The sequence below is a fragment of the Variovorax sp. Varisp46 genome, from assembly GCF_059491885.1.
This window is the reverse complement of the sequence record NZ_CP168515.1, coordinates 2,510,024-2,527,562: the sequence shown is the minus strand read 5'-3', so window position 1 is coordinate 2,527,562 and position 17,539 is coordinate 2,510,024. Positions and strand designations below refer to the sequence as shown.

The window sequence follows — 17,539 nt, the reverse complement described above, 5'->3', positions numbered from 1 at the left end:
CCCTCGATCCCCATGTCCGCCTGGGTCCTCCCGGATCACATTGCCGATGTGCTGCCCTCAGAGGCGCGCCACATCGAAGAACTTCGACGCCAGCTGCTCGATACCGCCCGTGGCTATGGCTACGAGCTGGTGATGCCGCCGCTGCTCGAACACCTCGAATCGCTGCTCTCGGGCACCGGCGAGGCGCTCGACCTCCAAACCTTCAAGCTCGTGGACCAGCTCTCCGGTCGCAGCATGGGCCTTCGCGCCGACACCACCCCTCAGGTGGCGCGCATCGATGCCCATCTGCTGAACCGCGACGGCGTGGCCCGCCTGTGCTACTGCGGCCCGGTGCTCCATACCCGGCCCGACCGCCCGCACGCCACCCGTGAGCCGCTGCAGTTCGGCGCCGAGATCTACGGCCATGCCGGGCTCGAGGCTGACACCGAAACCCTGCTGCTGGCGCTCGACTGCCTCGACGCCGCCGGCCTGCGCGAAGGCGTGATCGTCGACATGGCCGATGCCCGCATCGTGCGCGCGCTGTTCGCCGGCGTACCGGTCGATGCCGCCACGCTGGCCCGGGTGCACGCTGCGCTGGCCGCCAAGGACGCGAGCGAGCTCGCTTCACTCACCAAGGACTTCCCTGCCGCCTCGCGCGAAGGGCTGCGCGCCCTGGTCCAGCTGTACGGCGACGCGTCGGTGCTCGACGAGGCCACCAATGCCTTGAAGGGCACGCCTGCCGTCGGCGCCGCGCTGGCCGACCTGAAGCAGCTCGCTGCCGGCCTCCAGGGCGTAGCCGGCCGCCAGATCAGCTTCGACCTGGCCGACCTGCGCGGTTATGCGTACTACAGCGGCATGCGCTTCGGCATCTACGTGCCCGGCGCGGCCGATTCGCTGGTGCGCGGCGGCCGCTACGACGAAGTGGGGGCCGTGTTCGGCCGCAACCGTCCGGCCGTCGGCTTCAGCCTCGACGTGCGCGAGCTGGTCGGCGTGCTGCCGGCCCGCCCGCTGCGCGCCGCCATCCGCGCGCCCTGGAGCGATGCGGCCGGCCTGCGTCAGGCGATTGCCCAATTGCGCAAGTCCGGTGAAACGGTAGTCTGCGTGCTGCCGGGCCATGGCAGCGAAATCGATGAATTCCACTGCGACCGCGAGCTCGTCGAGCAAGCAGGCCAGTGGAGTGTCCGAGCGATCTGAATTTTTGAAGTAATGGAACGAGCATGAGCGTAACCACCGGAAGAAACGTGGTCGTCGTCGGTACCCAATGGGGCGACGAAGGCAAAGGCAAGCTGGTCGACTGGCTGACGGAAAGCGCCCAGGGCGTGGTCCGTTTCCAGGGCGGCCACAACGCGGGCCACACGCTGGTCATCAACGGTGTGAAAACCGCGTTGCACCTGATCCCGAGCGGCATCATGCGACCCGGCGTCAAGTGCTACATCGGCAACGGCGTGGTGCTGTCGGCGGCCAAGCTGTTCGAGGAAATCGAAGGGCTGGAGAAGGCTGGCGTCGAGGTGCGTTCGCGCCTGCGCATCAGCGAGGCCTGCCCGCTGATCCTGCCATTCCATGCCGCGCTGGACATCGCGCGCGAGGCCTACCGCGAAAAGGGCGGCATCGAGAAGATCGGCACCACCGGCCGCGGCATCGGCCCGGCCTACGAAGACAAGATCGCACGCCGCGCACTGCGCGTGCAGGACCTGAAGCACCCCGAGCGCTTCGCCACCAAGCTGCGCGTGCTGCTCGACCTGCACAACCACGTGCTGACGCAGGTGCTGAGCGCGCCGGCCATCGATTTCGACGAAGTCTTCAACGAAGCGATGAGGCACGCCGAGCTGCTCAAGCCCATGATGGCCGACGTCTCGCGCGAACTGAACGACGCGAACAGGAACGGCGCCAACCTGCTGTTCGAAGGCGCCCAGGGCACGCTGCTCGACGTCGATCACGGCACCTATCCGTACGTCACCTCCAGCAACTGCGTGGCCGGCAATGCCGCCGCCGGTTCGGGCGTGGGCCCGGGCATGCTGCACTACATCCTCGGCATCACCAAGGCCTACTGCACGCGCGTGGGCGGCGGTCCGTTCCCCACCGAACTCGACTGGGCCACGCCCGGCACCCCCGGTTATCACATGAGCACCGTGGGCGCCGAAAAGGGCGTGACCACCGGCCGCAGCCGCCGTTGCGGCTGGTTCGACGCCGCGCTGCTCAAGCGCTCGGCGCAGGTCAACGGCCTGTCGGGCCTGTGCATCACCAAGCTCGACGTGCTCGACGGCCTCGAGAAGCTCGAGCTGTGCACCGGCTACGAACTCGACGGCGAGACCACCGACATCCTGCCGATGGGCGCGGACGAGATCGAGCGCTGCACTCCGATCTACGAAACCCTCGAAGGCTGGACCGAGAGCACCGTGGGAGTCACGCAGTACGACAAGCTGCCGGTCAATGCGCGCCTTTACCTGCAGCGCATCGAGCAGATCACCGGTGTGCCGATCCACATGGTGTCGACCAGCCCCGACCGCGACCACACGATCATGATGCGCCACCCCTACTTGGCCGACTGAAGAGGAAAAAAGACCCATGTTGACCGAAGACGGCAAGCATCTCTACGTCAGCTACGACGAGTACCACAACCTGATCGAGAAGCTCGCGATCAAGGTGTACCAGTCGGAATGGCAGTTCGACACCATCCTGTGCCTGGCGCGCGGCGGCATGCGCCCTGGCGATGTGCTCTCGCGCATCTTCAGCAAGCCACTGGCCATCATGTCGACCAGCTCGTACCGCGCTGACGCGGGCACGGTGCAGGGCCATCTCGACATCGCGCGCTTCATCACGACACCCAAGGGCGAGATCGCTGGCAGGGTGCTGCTGGTCGACGACCTGGCCGACTCGGGCCACACGCTGCACGCCGTGATGGACATGCTGCGCAACAATTACAAGCCGATTACCGAACTGCGCAGCGCGGTGATCTGGACGAAGGCGCTGTCGACCTTCACGCCTGACTACTCGGTCGAATACCTGGCGACCAACCCCTGGATCCACCAGCCCTTCGAAGGCTACGACTCGCTCGGCGCCGAGAAGCTGATCGAGAAGTGGTCGGTCTGATCTCTCAGCCGGCGCCACCGAGCATCTCGGTGTAGCGCTGCTGCATTTCTTCCGGCGTCAGCTTTTCGATGCTGTGCCCCACGTTCCAGCGATGGCCGAAGGGGTCGCGAAAAACGCCGGAGCGTTCCCCGTAAAACTGATCCTGCGGTGCCATGTCGAGCGTGGCGCCTGCAGCGACTGCGCGCGCCACCAACGTGTCGGCATCGTCCACATGCAGGTGCAGCGTGACGGCCGTGCCGCCCAGCGTCTTCGCACTGTGGATGTTGAACTCGGCGAATTCGTCCGAGATCATCAGGATCGCGCCGTTGTGGAAGTCCAGCTCCGCGTGGCCGATGCGCCCGCTGGGTTCGGTCAGGCGAAAGATTTCCTTCACCTCGAAGACCTTGCAGTAGAACTCGATGGCTGCGCCGGCATCATGGACGCAGAGGTACGGAAACAGTTCGTGGATCGCCATGGTTCGTTGTCCCTTCGGGTTGAGATGGGCGCGATTCTGGCGCTCGCCGCAAATCGGGTCTTGAACAATTTTGACCTGCGGGGGCGTAGCAGGCCGCTCAAATCCGCACGTGCCGCGAGTACGTCGGCGCCGCCCGCCGGTACGCCTGCGGCGACATGCCGGCAATGGCCAGGAAGTCGCGATTGAAGTGCGCCTGGTCGCTGTAGCCGGCCTGCAGCGCCAGCTCGACCCAGCGTTGGGCCGGGGCGGTGGCGAACTGGCCGATCACGCGGTCGAAGCGCAGCATGCGCGCGTACTGCTTGGGTGCCAGGCCGGTCATGCCGCGAAAGAGCGCGATGAAGCGCCTGTGGCTGTAGCCGCTTTGCTTCACCAGTTCGCCGGTGGCACCGGCTTGCCCGTCGTTGTCGTTGGCACTCGCGCTGGACATCCGGGCCAGTGCCTGCGCCACCGCAGGGTGCAGGCCGCGCAGGGAGGACGAGGCAAGGCGCGCGCTCAGCAGGGCTGCGACGATGGCGAGCTGCCGCGCCTGCGAGTCGGTGCCGTGCAGCTGTTCGAGCGCGAAGCCCGCATCGGCACCCCAGAGCGCTTCGAGCGGAGTGTGGCGCCCGGCCAGCGCATCTTCCGGCGCCCCGAGCAGCGCCCTGGCCGCGCCCGGCTGCAGCATGACGCCGACCGAACGCGTCGCAACGGACACATCGCGCACGAAGAAGGCCGAGCGGGTGCCGCCCACCATGGCGTAGCCCACCGTGAAGCCCTGCGCATCGGCATCGTCGCGAAACAGGCGCAATGGCGGCCCCGAGAGCCGGAAGACCAGGTGCATGCCGCCGGTGGGCAGCACATGCTCGCGCACACCCGGGCGCTCGGCAGGCTTGCCCCCGGGCGACGAGGCCCACATCAGCCGCACGAAGGGCCGCAGGTGAGAAGGGGCAAGGCGCGTCAGTTGCACGATCGCGAGCTTCTTCCATGAAGCGGGCTCTGGCCCATCCGCGCATTGTGCGATGGAACGCGTGCCGGAGGCACCGGGCCGGCCGCGATAGCATCCACCCATGAGCAAGCCTTCCACGACCCTGATCCACCACCCCTACGTTCCGCCCGCCACCTTCGCTGCGCCGCAGCCCGGCGTTTTCAAGGCATCGACGGTGTTCTTCGCCGACGTGGCCGCCATGCGCGCGCGCGACTGGCGCACCAAGGCCGGCTACACCTACGGCCTGCACGGCACGCCCACCACCTTCACGCTGGAAGAGCGCCTGGCCACGCTCGAAGGCGGCACCGAGTGCCTGCTCGTGCCCAGCGGGCTGGCGGCCATCTCGCTGGTCTCGTTCGCTTTCCTCAAGACCGGCGACGAGGTGCTGATCCCGGACAACGCCTACGGACCCAACAAGGCGCTTGCCACCGGCGAACTGGCGAACTTCGGCATCACCCATCGCCTGTACGACGCGATGAACCCGGCCGACCTCGCGGCCAAGCTGTCGGACCGCACGCGGCTGGTCTGGGTGGAAGCAGCGGGCTCGGTGACGATGGAGTTTCCCGATCTGCCCGCGCTCGTGAATGTCTGCCGCGCGCGCGGCGTGATGACGGCGCTCGACAACACCTGGGGCGCGGGCCTGGCCTTCGCGCCCTTCGATTTCAACGGCAGCGGGCAGGGCGTCGACATCTCGGTGCACGCGCTCACCAAGTACCCGAGCGGCGGCGGCGACGTGCTCATGGGCAGCGTGATCACGCGCGACGAGCGGCTGCACCGCGCGCTCAAGCTCACGCACATGCGCATGGGTTGGGGCATCGGCGTGGGCGACGTGGAAACGCTGCTGCGCTCGCTGCCCAGCATCGCGCTGCGCTATGCCGCGCACGACCGCTCGGCGCGCGAACTGGCCGGCTGGCTCAACGGCTGCGAAGAGATTGCGCAGGTGCTGCACCCCGCGCTCGAAGACTCGCCGGGCCACACCCATTGGCGTGCGCTGTGCGGCGCCACTGACCTCGCGGCGGGCCTGTTCTCGGTGGTATTCGACGAGCGCTACAGCACCGAGCAGGTCGATCGTTTCTGCGACAGCCTGCGGCTGTTCCGGCTCGGCTACTCGTGGGGCGGCCCGATCAGCCTCGTGGTGCCTTATGACATCGGCCTGATGCGCGACGCCGGCGTGGCGCGCTGGCCCTACAAGGGCACGCTCGTTCGTTTTTCCATCGGCCTCGAAGACGTGGAGGACCTGCGCGCCGACCTTCAGCAGGCATTGGCGCGGATGTAAAAAATCGCTTCGCGCTCCCTGCGAGCGTCATGGGGTACCGTCTCGAGACCGCACCGTTATCGCTTACAGTAGGCCACGTGCAGTCACCCTGACTGCCTCGCCCAAGGAGAAGCAGTGGCAACACCCAATTACGGCTACGAGAAGCGCCAGAAAGAGCTGGCCAAGAAGAAAAAGAAGGAAGAGAAGCTCCGGGAAAAGGCGAACCGCAAACTCAGCCCGAGCAGCGACGGCTTGGCTCCCGGAGACCCGGAAACCGACATGGCCTCGCTCGAACGCGATCCACCCACCGTGCCCGAGTTGCCCACCAAGAACGGTTGATCCGCTCCTGGCGTACCGATCGAGAAGAAGCCGCCGCAGGCCTGTGCCTGCGGCGGCTTTTTCCATTACCTGGGCAGCAGCTTGCGCAATTCGGGCCAGACGTTGTCGAGCAGTTGCGGCTGTGCCGCGGCCGTCGGATGGATGCGGTCGGACTGGAACAGCGAGAGCGCATCGGGCGCATCGGCCACGCCCTTGAGCAGGAAGGGAACGAGCGCGGACCTGGTGGCGCCCGCCACCTTGGAAAACACCGCCTCGAAGCGCCGCGTGTAGTCGCCGCCATAGTTCGGCGGCACCTGGATGCCGACGATCAGCACCTTCGCGCCCGCAGCCTGCGCGGCCCTGGCGATTTGCAGCAGGTTGCTTTCCGTGTCCGACAGCGGCAGGCCGCGCAAGGCGTCGTTGGCGCCGAGCTCGATCACCACGTGGCTGGGCTTGTGCTGCGCGAGCAGCGACGCAAAGCGGGCTCGCCCACCGGAACTGGTGTCGCCGCTGATGCTGGCGTTGACCACCGTGGCCGGGATCTTCTGCTGCGCAAGCCTTTTTTCCAGCAAGGGTACCCAGCCTTCGCCGCGCTTGAGGCCGTACTCTGCGCTCAGCGAATCGCCGAGCACCAGGATCACCGGCTTGCCGGTTGCCACGGCCTGGGCCTGCGCCGCGGCCGTCCATGTCCCCGCGCTGCCGAGCGCGGCGGTGGTCAAGATAAAGTCTCGTCGATTCAAAACCAAAGCCTTTCCATGTCCCAACCCCCGTCTGATGCCATTGTCGCCGTCGAGCATGTCTTCAAGTCCGTCACGGACTCGACCGGCACGCTGGACATTCTGCAGGACATCGATTTCACCCTCGGCGCGCGGGAAACCGCTGCCATCGTCGGCGCCTCGGGCTCCGGCAAGAGCACCTTGCTGTCGATCATCGCGGGGCTGGACACGCCCACGCGCGGCACGGTGCGCATCGCCGGCGAGGACATCTTCGCCATCGACGAGGACGAGCGCGCAGCAGTCCGGGCGCAGCGCGTGGGCTTCGTGTTCCAGAGCTTCCAACTGCTCGGCAACCTCAGCGCGCTTGAAAATGTGATGCTCCCGCTGGAGTTGGCCAACCGCAAGGACGCCCGCAAGGCAGCCACCGAAATGCTCGGCCGCGTCGGGCTTGGGCAGCGGCTCGGCCACTATCCCAAGGTGCTCTCGGGCGGCGAACAGCAGCGTGTGGCGCTGGCACGTGCCTTCGTGGTCCAGCCCGCGCTGCTGTTGGCCGACGAGCCCACCGGCAGCCTCGACTTCGCAACGGGCGAGCAGGTGATGCGGCTGATGTTCGACCTCAACCGCGAATTGGGCACCACGCTCGTGCTCGTCACCCACGACCGCGGCATCGCGGCGCAGTGCGAACGCCGCATCACGATCGAGGCCGGGCACGTCTCGCTTAATGAAAAAGTGGCTCTGGCGCCCGCATGACAAGCGCACTAAGCTATCAAATGAATAGCGAGTCAACTCGAGGAGATAGCCATGGAGGAACTTCCGCAGGACGCCGTCCTGGCGCTGCAGCGCGGCAGGATGATCGAGGCCATCAAGATCGTGCGCAATCGCACGGGCGTGGACCTCAAGGCGGCCAAGGAAGCCGTGGATCGCTACGCCGACCGGCAGGAAGCAGGGGATGGCGATGCCGCCTGCGGACGCCGCGCGCCCACTGCCGCAAGGCAGGACCGCGGCTTCGCGGCTATGCCCTCCACCGCGCTCGCGGCCCTGGCGAGGGGCAACAAGATCGAGGCCATCCGCCTTACCCGCGAAGCCACCGGCCTGAGCCTGGCCGCGGCGAAGCGGCTGGTCGACAACCACGAGGATCCGTCGGGCATCGGCTTCGGCCCTCTGACCCGGCATATGCCCCGGTGCTCGATGAACGAACCGGGCCGCGAGCACGGCGGTGGCTACAGATGGCTGCCGGCGTTGATCATCGCGATGGCCGCGCTCATGATCTGGCTGTATTTCGGCGGAGGGGCTTGAACCGATGATCGTTCCCCAGTTCTGGGCGGAAGGTCGTATCCAGGAGCGTGTCGCGGGCAAGCAGTTCACCGTGCGCCGCTACGGCTGGTCCGACGAGAGCCCGATCGCCGCGCAGGCGCATGCCGACCGGCGCACGCGCGACGCCTTCGACCGCATCGTCCACCAGGGCGAGAAGCTCGACCGCCGCGAGCGCAAAGTGCCCTACAACGGCGCCGATGGCGTGCCGATCCGCGAGGAAATCGTCGAGCGCCATGGCGACACCGTCATCACGCGCAACACCTACGGCGCGCGCTGCCTCAATACGCCCGATGTGCTGTTCGTCGATATGGATTTCGAGGAGCCCCTGCGCGGCAGCGTGTTCGGCTTTGCGCTGGTGCCGGCGCTGATCGCAGGCGTGGTCGGCGGCTGGGCCGCCAAGACCTGGCTGGGTGGACTGATCGCGGCCATCGTGGTCTTCGCCGTGGCCTGGGTCATCGGGCGGCGCAAGAAGCGCGGCGAGCCCAGCGGCAACCCCGTACCGGAGAAGCAGGCGGCCGAGCGCATCGCGCGCTTCATGCAGCAGCACCCCGACTGGAACCTGCGCATCTACCGCACGCCCGCGGGCTTCCGGGTGCTGGCGATGCACGATGTCTTCAGCCCGTCCGACACCGCGGTGGCCGACTGCTTCCAGGCGCTGGGCGTCGACAAGATCTACGCGCGCATGTGCCGCAACCAGAACTGCTTTCGCGCCCGGGTGAGCGCCAAGCCTTGGCGCATCGGCATCGGCGACCACATGCGGCCCCGGCCGGGCGTGTGGCCGGTGTCGCCCGACAAGCTGCCCGCGCGCGACGCCTGGATCGCGCGCTACGAAAAGGCCGCCGAAGGCCATGCCGCCTGCCAGTACCTGGAGAGCGTGGGCAATGGCGGGAAGGTGCATCCGAGTGCGCTGGCGGTGCAGGAACTGCACGACGAGCGCACTCGCGCGCTCAGCGGTTTGCCGCTCGCTTGACGGGCCTTTAGGGCAGGGGCGCGCGGCACTCGATAATCGGGGGATGTCTTCTCCCAAAGTGATCTTCGGCTTCCATGCCGTGGGCGTGCGCATCAAGACCGCGCCGAAATCGGTGCTCGAAGTGATGTTCGACGCCAGCCGGCGCGATGCGCGCATGAAACAGTTCATCGCGCGTGCGCAGGAAGCCGGCGTGCGGCTGGTCGAGGCCGATGGCCTGCGGCTGTCCAAGCTCAGCGGTAGCCACGGCCACCAGGGCGTGGTAGCGCGGGTCGAACCTGTGGCACAGGTCCGCTCGCTCGACGAACTGCTCGAAGGCCTCGAAGAGGCCGGCACCGTGCCCCTGCTGCTGGTGCTCGACGGCGTGACCGACCCGCACAACCTCGGTGCCTGCCTGCGCGTGGCCGACGGCGCCGGCGCGCACGCGGTCATCGCCCCCAAGGACCACGCGGCCGGCATCAATGCCACCGTGGCCAAGGTGGCGAGCGGCGCGGCCGAGACGGTGCCGTACTTCATGGTCACCAACCTTGCGCGCACGCTGAACGAACTCAAGGAACGCAACATCTGGTGCGTGGGCACCAGCGACGACGCGCCGGGCACGATCTATCAGAGCGACTTCAAGCGCCCCCTGGCACTGGTGCTGGGCGCCGAGGGCGAAGGCATGCGGCAGCTCACGCGCAAGACCTGCGACGAACTGGTGAGCATCCCGATGGCCGGCGCGGTCGAGAGCCTGAACGTCTCGGTGGCGAGTGGCGTGTGCCTCTACGAGGCGATGCGGCAACGCGGCGCCTGAGCGTCTTTCGGGCTAGTTTTCTGGCGACGATCCACCCTTGCGGTGGAAGTAGATGAGTTCGGCCACCCGCCGCATCTGCGGCGTCCCCAGCAGGTGGTTGAACATCCAGTCGCTCTGGAAGTGGTCGAAGGCCCAGCGCAGCGTGCGCTTGAGGCGAAAGCCGGGGTAGCTGCGCACGAACCACGTGGCGGGATCGCCGGCCTCGCGGCGCACGAAGCGCGCAACAGCCTCGCCCGCGCGCTGGCCGTGCAGCAGCGCCGTGTGGATGCCGCCTGCCGTTACCGGCGACACCATGCCGGCCGCATCGCCCACCAGCAGCGCCCGTTCCCGCGCCACCACCGGCAGCACGCCGCCGCACGGGATCATGCCCGCGCGCACCGCGACCGGCGGCGCATCGCCGGGCGCGACCACCGGCGCGATCTTGCGCAGCAGGGGGTCGAGCCTCAGCGCCCCGGCATGGTGGCGCTCCACGCGGCGCGCCAGTCCGATCTGGCTGACGCCCACGCCCTGGAGCGCCCAGCCGATGTAGCCGGGCGCGAGCCTGCGGTCGATGAAGCAATGCAGCAGGCCCGGAGCCATCAGCGCGCCCTGGTATTCATGCTCGATGCCGTAGAGGAAGCGCGTGTTGCGTGACAGTCCCAGCGTCTTGGCAACGCGCGAATGGGGCCCGTCGGCGCCCACGAGGTAGGTGGCCGTGATGCAGGGTCCCTGCGTCACCGGCACTTCCCAGTGTCCGTTGACCCACAGTGCCTGCTCGAACAGCGTGCCCAGCCGCACGTCGACGCCGCAGTCGCGCGCCGAACCCACCATCCAGTCGAGCAGCGCTGGCGCGTCGGTGGCCCAGAACCAGTAGCCTGGTGCGTGAAGGTCGACGTGGCGCATGTTGGGGGCATACAGGCGCACCCCTTCGATCCGGCGCACGAGCGCGGGCGGCACCTCTGACAGCCAGGGCACGCTGTCGACCGCGTCCTTGACGATGATGCCCGTGGTGTGAAGCTTGGCCCCGGCGCTGGCCTTCTTCTCCACCACCAGCACGCTGAGGCCCGCGAGGGCGGCCGCCCGCGCGCAGGCGAGACCGGCAAAGCTCGCGCCCACCACGAGCAGGTCGACCTTGAGGCCTCCCACATGGTCGGCGGGGGGAAGGGGCGAAGGCGCTGCCGAAGAGGCAGGCGAAAAGAGGGGAGAAAAGAAACTGGAAGAAGAACTGGGGGAAGAGGTGTGCATGGAGGCCGCCGACTTGAAGCAATGCGCACCGCGTTCCGCGATGCGCATGCGAAGTTAGCGACCCTCTGTGCGTGCGGCGTGAAGCCTTCGTGAACTCAGGAAGGATCCTTGCTGCGTGTGCGGCTCACCGCGCTGAAGATGCCGATGCCCAGCAGGATCACCACGCCGATGCCGATGTAGAGCGAGGGTACGCCGGCCACGGAGGCGCCCCAGGCGAGGCCGGCCAGGAAAATCAGGAAACCGATCAGGTAGAGCACGAAAGACATAGTCGTTCCTCTGGAAGCCACGATGGCTTGCAGTATCCCGGGCCGTGCCACCCGTCGCACCGGTGCGCACCGACTGTGCATGTGGGAGCTTGCCTACCCCGCGGACGCCGCCCGAGCCCCGCGCTACTGCGGACTGGCCGCCAGCAGGTAGCGGCAGCCGGTGCGGCCCAGCGCCTTGAAGGCCAGCGGCCGGTCGACGCCGAAGTCGAGGCAGTCGCCGGGCGAGAGCTCGAAGCGCTCGTCGCCGTAGTCGACCCGGAGGGCGCCCTCGAGCATCCACAGGCATTGCCGGTACGGCTTGCCGCTCCAGCGCGGGTAGTCGACCTGCGCCGAGCGCGGCAGTTCGACCTCGACCAGTTCGACGCCGCCCTCCCGGCGCTCGGCGACCTGCCGGCGCAGGTAGCCTGCCTTCGGGTCGCGCCAGATCTCCTGTTCGGCGCGAGTGCGCAGCCGCTGCGGCTGCTCCTTATCCTCGGTGAGAAGCTGCGCCAGCGGTACGCCGAGCCCGGCGGCCAGCCGTCCCAGCAGAACGGCCGTGGGGCTGCTCTGGGCGCGCTCCACCTTGGAGATCATGGCCTTGCTCACCCCCGAGCGCTCGGCCAGGTCCGCAAGGCTCAGCGCCTGCACCTGCCGCAGCGCCAGCAGCCGGGCGGCGATGAGCGTGTCGATGTCCGGGCCGGACGCGCTGGTTGTCGTTGGATCGTTTCTCATATGAGATTATTATTCTCTTATATTGAACGAAATTTCAAAGAGGAAAACCATGCGTCTCATCTCCTGCAGCGAGGAAGCCCACGCCGCCGCGATACTGGCGATCCTCAACGAGGCCATCGCCACCTCCACCGCGCTGTACGACTACAAGCCGCGCACGCCCGAGAACATGGTCGCGTGGTTCGCTGCCAAGCGCGCCAACGGCTTCCCGGTGATCGGCGCGGAGGACGACAGCGGCAAGCTGCTGGGCTTCGCGAGCTATGGCGCTTTCCGCGCCTTTCCCGCCTACAAGTACACGGTGGAGCACTCGGTGTACGTCGACAGCGCGCACCGCGGCGAAGGCTTGGGCCGCACGCTGATGGAGGCGATCATTGCCGAGGCGATGGCGCGCGACATGCACGTGATGGTCGGCGCCATCGACGCCGCCAACGCCGGCAGCATCGCGCTGCACGAGCGCCTGGGTTTCGAGCATTCGGGCACCGTGCGGCAGGCCGGCTTCAAGTTCGGCCGCTGGCTCGACGTGGCCTTCTACCAGCGCATTCTTGCGACGCCGCTGAACCCGGTGGACGGCTAGACCAGCGTGTAGAAGCGCATCACCACTTCGGCGGGGTGGCGCACGCCGGCCCCGGTGAACATGTGCTCGTTGATCCACCGCAGCGAAGGCGACGCGGTCTCGAAGCGCGGGCTGCAGCGGAAATACACCTGCGACGGATCGACCGGTTCGCCGCGCAGCAGCCTGCCCATCACCTCGGGCGAGGCCGAGCGCACAGCGTGGTTCTGGACGTAGACGAGGTCACCCGCATCGGTCTCGAGGCCGTAGCGCGCGTCGAGCTCGGAGAGCGTATCGCTCACGATCAGCTGGAAGTCGCTGCCGCCCGGCAGCACGCGCGCCCGCCAGCCGTGGCCGGTGGCCTCGCCGCCGGTGATCGGCACCACGCGGCGCAATCCGCGCTGGCTGCTGCCCAGCACCTGCGGCACGCCCACCTCGACGCGCAGGTCAGCGAAGTGCTCGAGCGCAGGGGCTGCGATGGAGTCGAACACACTCATTGCCGTTGGCCGTTCAGGCTGCGGGTTGGGTTTCAGCGCTGGCGCGATCGAGCATTTCGATGGTGCCTGCGTCGAGCTTCAGCTGTGTCGCGACCACGAGCTCTTCGAGCTGGCCGATGGAGGTGGCGCTGGCGATGGGCGCCGTCACGCCCGGCCGCGCGATCTGCCACGCAATGGCGACCTGGCCCGGCTTGGCGTTGTACTGCTGGGCCACCTTGTCGAGTGCGTCGAGGATGCGCAGGCCGCGCTCGTTGAGGTATTTCCTGGTGGTGTTGGCGCCGCGCGGGCTCTTGGCCGCATCGGCTTCGGTGCGGTACTTGCCCGTGAGGAAGCCGGCCGCCAGCGCGTAGAAGTTGATCACGCCCACTTCGCGCTTCAGGCACAGCGGCTCCAGCGCGTCCTCGAACACCGCGCGGTCGTACAGGTTGTAGAGCGGCTGCAGGCTTTCATAGCGGGCAATGCCCAGGCGCTCCGACACGTCGAGCGCCTCGGCCAGCCGCGGCGCGCTGTAGTTCGAGGCGCCGATGGCGCGCACCTTGCCTTCCTTGATCAGCTTGTCGAAGGCGCCGAGCGACTCCTGGAGGGGCGTGCCGGCGTCATCGTCGTGCGACTGGTAGAGGTCGATGTAGTCCGTCTGCAGGCGCTTGAGCGAGGCCTCGACAGCTTCGCGGATGTATTGGGGCGACAGGCCCGACTTGCCTTCTCCCATCGGCTTGCCGACCTTGGTGGCCAGCACCACGCGGTTGCGCTTGCCGCTCTGCTTGAGCCATTTGCCGATGATGGTCTCGGACTCGCCGCCGACGTGGCCCGGCACCCAGGCCGAATAGACGTCGGCGGTGTCGATGAAGTTGAATCCCGCGTCCAGCCAGGCATCGAGCAGCTTGAACGACGCTGCCTCGTCGACGGTCCAGCCGAACACGTTACCGCCGAAGGCGAGCGGGGAAACCAGGAGGCCGGAGCGGCCGAGCGGACGAAGTTGCGACATGTCGAGGTGTTCCTGAGTAAGACGAAGGAATGCGAAAGATGAGAGCGGTCAGACGAAGCCCACGGCGCCCAGGACCGCCCCGGCGCCGAGCAGCCAAAGCAGGTGGATGCGCGTGCGCCAGACGATGAGCGCGGTCGCGCCGCTCAGCAGCCACAGGTGCCATGCAGGCGCATCGCCGGCATGGTTGCCGGCGGCCAGCACCCAGCCGGTGGCGATCAGCAGGCCCACGACCACGGGTGCCATGCCCTGCTTGAACGCGCGCACTTCGCGCCGCGTGCGGTTGCGGTGGCCCCAGCGCGTGGCGAAGTAGGTGAGGGTGGTGCTCGGCAGCATGATGCCGACCATGGTGACCGTCAGGCCGAAGAAACCGAGCGCCCAGGCCGGGAGCCCGGCGCCGATGCCGCCGCCCGCGTTGAGGCCGACGTTCCAGCCCATCAGCGCCACGAACAGCACGTTGGGCCCGGGTGCGGCCTGTGCGATGGCGACCGAGGAACTGAACTGCGCATCGGTGAGCCAGCCGTTCTGGGCCACGAGGTAGCGGTGCATGTCGGGCACGGTGGTGATGGCGCCGCTGATCGACAGCAGCGACAGCAGCATGTATTGCCCGAACAGCGCCAGCCAGTCGTGCCATTGCATCGCGATGCTCATGCGGGGATTTTCTTCCAGGTCCACACGCAGGCCACGCCCCCCACCACCAGCAGCACCCAGCCGAGCGGCATCTTGAGCACCACGATGGCCACGAACACCAGCGCCATGAAGGCGAGGCAGGCTGCGAAGCCCAGCGGGTGCTTGCGCAGCTGCGGCACCAGCTTGATGCCGGTCGCGGCAATCAGTCCGCCCGACACCGCGCCCATGCCGCGCAGCGCCGCCGCCACTTGAGGGTTGCCGGCGTAGTGCGCGTACAGCACGGCCAGCGCGAGGATGACGACCATCGGAATGGCCAGCATGCCCGCCACGGCGGCGAGCGCTCCGCGCAGGCCGAAGTAGCGGTCGCCGATCATCAGGCCGAGGTTGATCACGTTGGGCCCCGGCATCACCTGCGCCACGGCCCAGTCTTCGAGGAACTGCTCGGGCGTGAGCCATTTCTTCTTCTCGACCATCTCGCGCTGGACGATGGCGAGCACGCCGCCAAAGCCCTGCAGCGCGAGCCAGGTGAATGAAAGGAACAGGTCGCGTGGCGATTGGGGCTGGGCGGCGGGGGAAGACGGGTGCATGTGGAGCGATTATCGTAGGCAGGCTTTCAACTTGCCGAGCAACGGACTGACACGGCACCGGGCGGCTTCACTGAGAAACTTCGGCATGCTCATGCAACTGCGCGCACTCCTCGATCTTTGCCAGCGGGCCTTCAATTCCTGGTCGAACGACTACGCGCCGAGCATGGGCGCGGCGCTGGCGTACTACACGGTGTTCTCGATTGCGCCGCTGCTGCTGATCGTGATCTCGGTCGCCGGCCTGGTGTTCGGGGAAGAGGCCGCGCGCGGCGAGATTTTCGCGCAGCTCGCCGGGCTCATGGGTGCACAGGGCGCGGCGGCGGTGCAGGGCATGCTGCAGGCCGTCAACAAGCCGGCCGAGGGCATCGTCGCGACGGCGATCGGGGTCGGGTTGCTGGTGGTGGGCGCCACCACCGTCTTCGGCGAGCTGCAGGATGCGCTCGACCGCATCTGGCGCGCGCCGGCCCGCGCCAAGAACAGGGGGCTGTTCAACCTGCTGCGCGTGCGGCTGCTGTCGTTCGGCATGATCATGGGCATCGGCTTCCTGCTCATGGTGTCGCTGGTGGCGAGCGCGGCACTCGCGGCGCTGGGCAAGTGGTGGTCGCCGGTGTTCGGCGCCTGGGAGGCGGCGGCGCAGGCCGTCAACTTCGTCTTCAGCTTCGCGATGGTGACGGTGATCTTCGCGATGATCTACAAGATCATGCCGCGCGCCAGGGTGCAGTGGCACGACGTGTGGATCGGGGCAGGCGTCACTGCGCTGCTCTTCACCGTGGGCAAGCACCTCATCGGGCTGTACATCGGCAAGAGCAGCGTCGCCTCGGGCTACGGGGCCGCGGGCTCGCTGGTGGTGGTGCTGGTGTGGGTGTACTACTCGGCGCAGATCTTCCTGCTGGGAGCCGAGTTCACCTGGGTCTATGCGCGCACCTACGGCTCGATGAAGGATACCAAGGGCGCGGGCGACCTGAATCCGTCCCCGACGCGCGAAGCGCCGCTTCCGCACAACGACGCCTGAGCGTCAGCCGGCAAAGCCGCCTTCGTCGAGAAAGCGCTGTTCTTCCGCCGTGCTGCTGCGACCGAGCATCCTGTTGCGGTGCGGAAAACGGCCGAAGCGCGCAATGATGTCGCGGTGCAGCACTGCATAGCGCTGCGTGTTGGCGTCGAGCGCCGCGTTGAGTTCGACCGAGCGCTCCTGCTCGGCCAGCACCTCGGAGTGCATGAAGGGCAGGTAGAAGAAGGGGCGCAGCGCCGGCTCGCACTGCCGGTCGAAGCCCGCAGCTACCGCCTGCTTCGCCACGGCCAGCGCCTTGCCATCGGTAGCCAGCATGTGCGGATTGCCGCGCCAGGTGTTGCGAGGGAACTGGTCGAGCAGCACCAGAAGGGCCAGCGCACCTTCGGCATCGGACGCCCAGTGGTCGAGCTCGCCGCGGGCTGCAGCCTGATGGGCTTGCGAGAAGCGGGCGGAGAAATCGGCGTCGAAGGAATCATTCTTGGCGAACCAGCGGCCGGGACCGGCTTCGCGCCAGAAATCGGCCACGTCGCGGGCGCTGGGAAGGGGGGTGGAAGTCATCGCCGCATTCTCTTCCAGCCGCCTGGGCGCCATCAAAGTCGGGGTGGTGGCCGACAAGACAAGAACCGCGGCGCTGCCTATGCTGTGGAGGTTTTCATAACTCAGGAGATCAAGCTCATGACCAACTATGGCACTCTTTTGCGCGCAGCTCTCGTCACCGCGGTGGCCAGTGCCGCGCTGGTCGGCTGCGGGATGATGTCCAAGTCGAACGTGGCGAGCTTCAGCGGCGCGATGAACGCGGCCAGCGAAGTCCCGCCCAACATGACGCGCGGCAGCGGCATGGCCGAGGCCTGGCTCAACCGCGACACCAACGTGCTCAAGTACAAGATCACCTACAGCGGCCTGAGCGGCCCGGCCACCATGGCGCACTTCCACGGCCCGGCCGCCGCCGGCGCCAATGCCGGCGTGGTGCTGCCCTTCGCCAACCCGGCGAGCCCGATCGAAGGCCAGGCCACGCTCACGCCGGCACAGGCCGCCGACCTGGCTGCGGGCAAGTGGTACGCCAACGTGCACACCGCCGCCAACCCGGGCGGCGAGATCCGTGGACAGATGCTGCCGAAGATGTGACATCGTTCCGGGGCGGCAAGCCCTGGTCAGGTTGGCGTCGCGGGGCTGGTGTCAAATGAACGAATGACGACACCACCCAAGAAGAAAATCCGTGCCGCCTCCAAACCCCTCGAC

The 17,539-nt window shown here is 67.6% G+C and carries 23 protein-coding genes; 12 read left to right on the top strand and 11 right to left on the bottom strand.

The genetic code is table 11. The features are described from left to right. The first annotated feature begins 12 nt into the window (after nucleotides 1-12). From ACEN9N_RS12035 to ACEN9N_RS12025, 3 genes are read left to right on the top strand one after another with little or no spacing between them, the layout of a single operon-like run. Nucleotides 13-1,173, top strand: a complete 1,161-nt coding sequence (locus tag ACEN9N_RS12035) for an ATP phosphoribosyltransferase regulatory subunit (protein ID WP_413313025.1) — start codon at nucleotides 13-15, stop codon at nucleotides 1,171-1,173. A gap of 23 nt (nucleotides 1,174-1,196) precedes the next feature. Then, a complete protein-coding gene (locus ACEN9N_RS12030; RefSeq protein WP_007828298.1) occupies nucleotides 1,197-2,528 on the top strand; it encodes an adenylosuccinate synthase in 1,332 nt (443 codons plus the stop codon). A 16-nt stretch (nucleotides 2,529-2,544) separates the two neighbouring features. Beyond that, nucleotides 2,545-3,069: a phosphoribosyltransferase gene (locus tag ACEN9N_RS12025; protein ID WP_007828299.1), complete on the top strand. Its 525-nt coding sequence runs from the start codon at nucleotides 2,545-2,547 to the stop codon at nucleotides 3,067-3,069. 4 nt (nucleotides 3,070-3,073) lie between these two features. Here the strand turns inward: ACEN9N_RS12025 and ACEN9N_RS12020 are convergent, their stop codons facing one another. Both ACEN9N_RS12020 and ACEN9N_RS12015 read right to left on the bottom strand, forming a co-directional pair. Next, complete coding sequence (locus ACEN9N_RS12020) at nucleotides 3,074-3,523, bottom strand: VOC family protein (protein WP_495656136.1); 450 nt, start codon at nucleotides 3,521-3,523, stop codon at nucleotides 3,074-3,076. A gap of 97 nt (nucleotides 3,524-3,620) precedes the next feature. Continuing rightward, nucleotides 3,621-4,469, bottom strand: a complete 849-nt coding sequence (locus ACEN9N_RS12015; RefSeq protein ID WP_495656135.1) for a helix-turn-helix domain-containing protein — start codon at nucleotides 4,467-4,469, stop codon at nucleotides 3,621-3,623. 100 nt (nucleotides 4,470-4,569) lie between these two features. On the opposite strand from ACEN9N_RS12015, the gene ACEN9N_RS12010 reads away from it, so the two are divergent. Together ACEN9N_RS12010 and ACEN9N_RS12005 are read left to right on the top strand one after the other, a co-directional pair. Continuing rightward, entirely contained in the window at nucleotides 4,570-5,763 is a 1,194-nt protein-coding gene (locus ACEN9N_RS12010; RefSeq protein WP_007828307.1) for a PLP-dependent transferase, read from the top strand. Nucleotides 5,764-5,877: 114 nt separating this feature from the next. Next, nucleotides 5,878-6,081, top strand: coding sequence for a hypothetical protein (locus tag ACEN9N_RS12005; RefSeq protein ID WP_007828308.1), 204 nt, complete (start codon nucleotides 5,878-5,880; stop codon nucleotides 6,079-6,081). A 65-nt stretch (nucleotides 6,082-6,146) separates the two neighbouring features. On the opposite strand, the gene ACEN9N_RS12000 is transcribed toward ACEN9N_RS12005, so the two are convergent. Then, entirely contained in the window at nucleotides 6,147-6,779 is a 633-nt protein-coding gene (locus ACEN9N_RS12000; protein WP_413313029.1) for an arylesterase, read from the bottom strand. Between the two features lie 36 nt (nucleotides 6,780-6,815). Here ACEN9N_RS12000 and ACEN9N_RS11995 point away from each other — a divergent pair, with 36 nt between their 5' ends. From ACEN9N_RS11995 to rlmB, 4 genes are read left to right on the top strand one after another with little or no spacing between them, the layout of a single operon-like run. Further along, the gene (locus ACEN9N_RS11995) at nucleotides 6,816-7,526 is read left to right on the top strand and encodes an ABC transporter ATP-binding protein (RefSeq protein WP_007828312.1); all 711 of its coding nucleotides are present in this window, start codon (nucleotides 6,816-6,818) and stop codon (nucleotides 7,524-7,526) included. A gap of 51 nt (nucleotides 7,527-7,577) precedes the next feature. Further along, nucleotides 7,578-8,072: a hypothetical protein gene (locus ACEN9N_RS11990; RefSeq protein WP_413313031.1), complete on the top strand. Its 495-nt coding sequence runs from the start codon at nucleotides 7,578-7,580 to the stop codon at nucleotides 8,070-8,072. A gap of 4 nt (nucleotides 8,073-8,076) precedes the next feature. Next, nucleotides 8,077-9,060 (top strand): inorganic phosphate transporter, encoded by a 984-nt coding sequence (locus tag ACEN9N_RS11985; RefSeq protein WP_413313033.1) that lies wholly within the window; start codon nucleotides 8,077-8,079, stop codon nucleotides 9,058-9,060. 43 nt (nucleotides 9,061-9,103) lie between these two features. After that, on the top strand, nucleotides 9,104-9,850 hold the full coding sequence (rlmB, locus tag ACEN9N_RS11980; RefSeq protein ID WP_007828317.1) for a 23S rRNA (guanosine(2251)-2'-O)-methyltransferase RlmB: 747 nt from the start codon (nucleotides 9,104-9,106) through the stop codon (nucleotides 9,848-9,850). A 12-nt stretch (nucleotides 9,851-9,862) separates the two neighbouring features. Here rlmB and ACEN9N_RS11975 read toward each other — a convergent pair whose 3' ends face one another. The 3 genes from ACEN9N_RS11975 to ACEN9N_RS11965 all read right to left on the bottom strand — a co-directional run bounded on the left by ACEN9N_RS11975 (nucleotide 9,863) and on the right by ACEN9N_RS11965 (nucleotide 12,051). Continuing rightward, nucleotides 9,863-11,074 carry an NAD(P)/FAD-dependent oxidoreductase gene (locus tag ACEN9N_RS11975; protein WP_413313035.1) on the bottom strand — a complete coding sequence of 404 codons (1,212 nt, stop codon included), beginning with the start codon at nucleotides 11,072-11,074 and terminating at the stop codon, nucleotides 9,863-9,865. 95 nt (nucleotides 11,075-11,169) lie between these two features. Further along, nucleotides 11,170-11,340 (bottom strand): hypothetical protein, encoded by a 171-nt coding sequence (locus tag ACEN9N_RS11970; protein ID WP_007828319.1) that lies wholly within the window; start codon nucleotides 11,338-11,340, stop codon nucleotides 11,170-11,172. Nucleotides 11,341-11,463: 123 nt separating this feature from the next. Then, nucleotides 11,464-12,051 (bottom strand): helix-turn-helix domain-containing protein, encoded by a 588-nt coding sequence (locus tag ACEN9N_RS11965; protein ID WP_413313037.1) that lies wholly within the window; start codon nucleotides 12,049-12,051, stop codon nucleotides 11,464-11,466. A 49-nt stretch (nucleotides 12,052-12,100) separates the two neighbouring features. On the opposite strand from ACEN9N_RS11965, the gene ACEN9N_RS11960 reads away from it, so the two are divergent. Further along, entirely contained in the window at nucleotides 12,101-12,622 is a 522-nt protein-coding gene (locus ACEN9N_RS11960; protein WP_413313039.1) for a GNAT family N-acetyltransferase, read from the top strand. Here ACEN9N_RS11960 and ACEN9N_RS11955 read toward each other — a convergent pair. Genes ACEN9N_RS11955 through ACEN9N_RS11940 form a run of 4 tightly spaced genes read right to left on the bottom strand, consistent with a single transcriptional unit; the run spans nucleotide 12,619 to nucleotide 15,294 of the window. Continuing rightward, nucleotides 12,619-13,095 carry a DUF3237 domain-containing protein gene (locus ACEN9N_RS11955; protein ID WP_413313040.1) on the bottom strand — a complete coding sequence of 159 codons (477 nt, stop codon included), beginning with the start codon at nucleotides 13,093-13,095 and terminating at the stop codon, nucleotides 12,619-12,621. The genes ACEN9N_RS11960 and ACEN9N_RS11955 overlap by 4 nt on opposite strands. 13 nt (nucleotides 13,096-13,108) lie before the next feature. Further along, nucleotides 13,109-14,080, bottom strand: a complete 972-nt coding sequence (locus tag ACEN9N_RS11950) for an aldo/keto reductase (protein ID WP_413331424.1) — start codon at nucleotides 14,078-14,080, stop codon at nucleotides 13,109-13,111. A 48-nt stretch (nucleotides 14,081-14,128) separates the two neighbouring features. Further along, the gene (locus ACEN9N_RS11945) at nucleotides 14,129-14,728 is read right to left on the bottom strand and encodes a chromate transporter (RefSeq protein WP_413313043.1); all 600 of its coding nucleotides are present in this window, start codon (nucleotides 14,726-14,728) and stop codon (nucleotides 14,129-14,131) included. Next, nucleotides 14,725-15,294, bottom strand: coding sequence for a chromate transporter (locus ACEN9N_RS11940; RefSeq protein WP_413313044.1), 570 nt, complete (start codon nucleotides 15,292-15,294; stop codon nucleotides 14,725-14,727). The genes ACEN9N_RS11945 and ACEN9N_RS11940 overlap by 4 nt, the downstream gene beginning before the upstream one ends. Before the next feature lie 85 nt (nucleotides 15,295-15,379). Here ACEN9N_RS11940 and ACEN9N_RS11935 point away from each other — a divergent pair, with 85 nt between their 5' ends. Further along, nucleotides 15,380-16,303 (top strand): YihY/virulence factor BrkB family protein, encoded by a 924-nt coding sequence (locus ACEN9N_RS11935; RefSeq protein ID WP_495656134.1) that lies wholly within the window; start codon nucleotides 15,380-15,382, stop codon nucleotides 16,301-16,303. Between the two features lie 3 nt (nucleotides 16,304-16,306). Here ACEN9N_RS11935 and ACEN9N_RS11930 read toward each other — a convergent pair whose 3' ends face one another. Continuing rightward, nucleotides 16,307-16,858, bottom strand: a complete 552-nt coding sequence (locus tag ACEN9N_RS11930) for a DUF924 family protein (protein WP_042672612.1) — start codon at nucleotides 16,856-16,858, stop codon at nucleotides 16,307-16,309. Between the two features lie 117 nt (nucleotides 16,859-16,975). Between ACEN9N_RS11930 and ACEN9N_RS11925 the strand changes: the two genes are divergently transcribed. Then, nucleotides 16,976-17,425: a CHRD domain-containing protein gene (locus ACEN9N_RS11925; protein WP_007828331.1), complete on the top strand. Its 450-nt coding sequence runs from the start codon at nucleotides 16,976-16,978 to the stop codon at nucleotides 17,423-17,425. The last annotated feature ends 114 nt before the right edge of the window (nucleotides 17,426-17,539 follow it).

Bases quoted from the DNA above. Each gene is read 5' to 3' on its own strand.
- ACEN9N_RS12035 (WP_413313025.1), top strand. From the start codon at position 13: ATGTCCGCCTGGGTCCTCCCGGATCACATTGCCGATGTGCTGCCCTCA.
- ACEN9N_RS12030 (WP_007828298.1), top strand. From the start codon at position 1,197: ATGAGCGTAACCACCGGAAGAAACGTGGTCGTCGTCGGTACCCAATGG.
- ACEN9N_RS12025 (WP_007828299.1), top strand. From the start codon at position 2,545: ATGTTGACCGAAGACGGCAAGCATCTCTACGTCAGCTACGACGAGTAC.
- ACEN9N_RS12020 (WP_495656136.1), bottom strand. From the start codon at position 3,523: ATGGCGATCCACGAACTGTTTCCGTACCTCTGCGTCCATGATGCCGGC.
- ACEN9N_RS12010 (WP_007828307.1), top strand. From the start codon at position 4,570: ATGAGCAAGCCTTCCACGACCCTGATCCACCACCCCTACGTTCCGCCC.
- ACEN9N_RS11995 (WP_007828312.1), top strand. From the start codon at position 6,816: ATGTCCCAACCCCCGTCTGATGCCATTGTCGCCGTCGAGCATGTCTTC.
- ACEN9N_RS11990 (WP_413313031.1), top strand. From the start codon at position 7,578: ATGGAGGAACTTCCGCAGGACGCCGTCCTGGCGCTGCAGCGCGGCAGG.
- ACEN9N_RS11985 (WP_413313033.1), top strand. From the start codon at position 8,077: ATGATCGTTCCCCAGTTCTGGGCGGAAGGTCGTATCCAGGAGCGTGTC.
- rlmB (WP_007828317.1), top strand. From the start codon at position 9,104: ATGTCTTCTCCCAAAGTGATCTTCGGCTTCCATGCCGTGGGCGTGCGC.
- ACEN9N_RS11975 (WP_413313035.1), bottom strand. From the start codon at position 11,074: ATGCACACCTCTTCCCCCAGTTCTTCTTCCAGTTTCTTTTCTCCCCTC.
- ACEN9N_RS11970 (WP_007828319.1), bottom strand. From the start codon at position 11,340: ATGTCTTTCGTGCTCTACCTGATCGGTTTCCTGATTTTCCTGGCCGGC.
- ACEN9N_RS11965 (WP_413313037.1), bottom strand. From the start codon at position 12,051: ATGAGAAACGATCCAACGACAACCAGCGCGTCCGGCCCGGACATCGAC.
- ACEN9N_RS11960 (WP_413313039.1), top strand. From the start codon at position 12,101: ATGCGTCTCATCTCCTGCAGCGAGGAAGCCCACGCCGCCGCGATACTG.
- ACEN9N_RS11955 (WP_413313040.1), bottom strand. From the start codon at position 13,095: ATGAGTGTGTTCGACTCCATCGCAGCCCCTGCGCTCGAGCACTTCGCT.
- ACEN9N_RS11950 (WP_413331424.1), bottom strand. From the start codon at position 14,080: ATGTCGCAACTTCGTCCGCTCGGCCGCTCCGGCCTCCTGGTTTCCCCG.
- ACEN9N_RS11945 (WP_413313043.1), bottom strand. From the start codon at position 14,728: ATGAGCATCGCGATGCAATGGCACGACTGGCTGGCGCTGTTCGGGCAA.
- ACEN9N_RS11940 (WP_413313044.1), bottom strand. From the start codon at position 15,294: ATGCACCCGTCTTCCCCCGCCGCCCAGCCCCAATCGCCACGCGACCTG.
- ACEN9N_RS11935 (WP_495656134.1), top strand. From the start codon at position 15,380: ATGCTCATGCAACTGCGCGCACTCCTCGATCTTTGCCAGCGGGCCTTC.
- ACEN9N_RS11930 (WP_042672612.1), bottom strand. From the start codon at position 16,858: ATGACTTCCACCCCCCTTCCCAGCGCCCGCGACGTGGCCGATTTCTGG.
- ACEN9N_RS11925 (WP_007828331.1), top strand. From the start codon at position 16,976: ATGACCAACTATGGCACTCTTTTGCGCGCAGCTCTCGTCACCGCGGTG.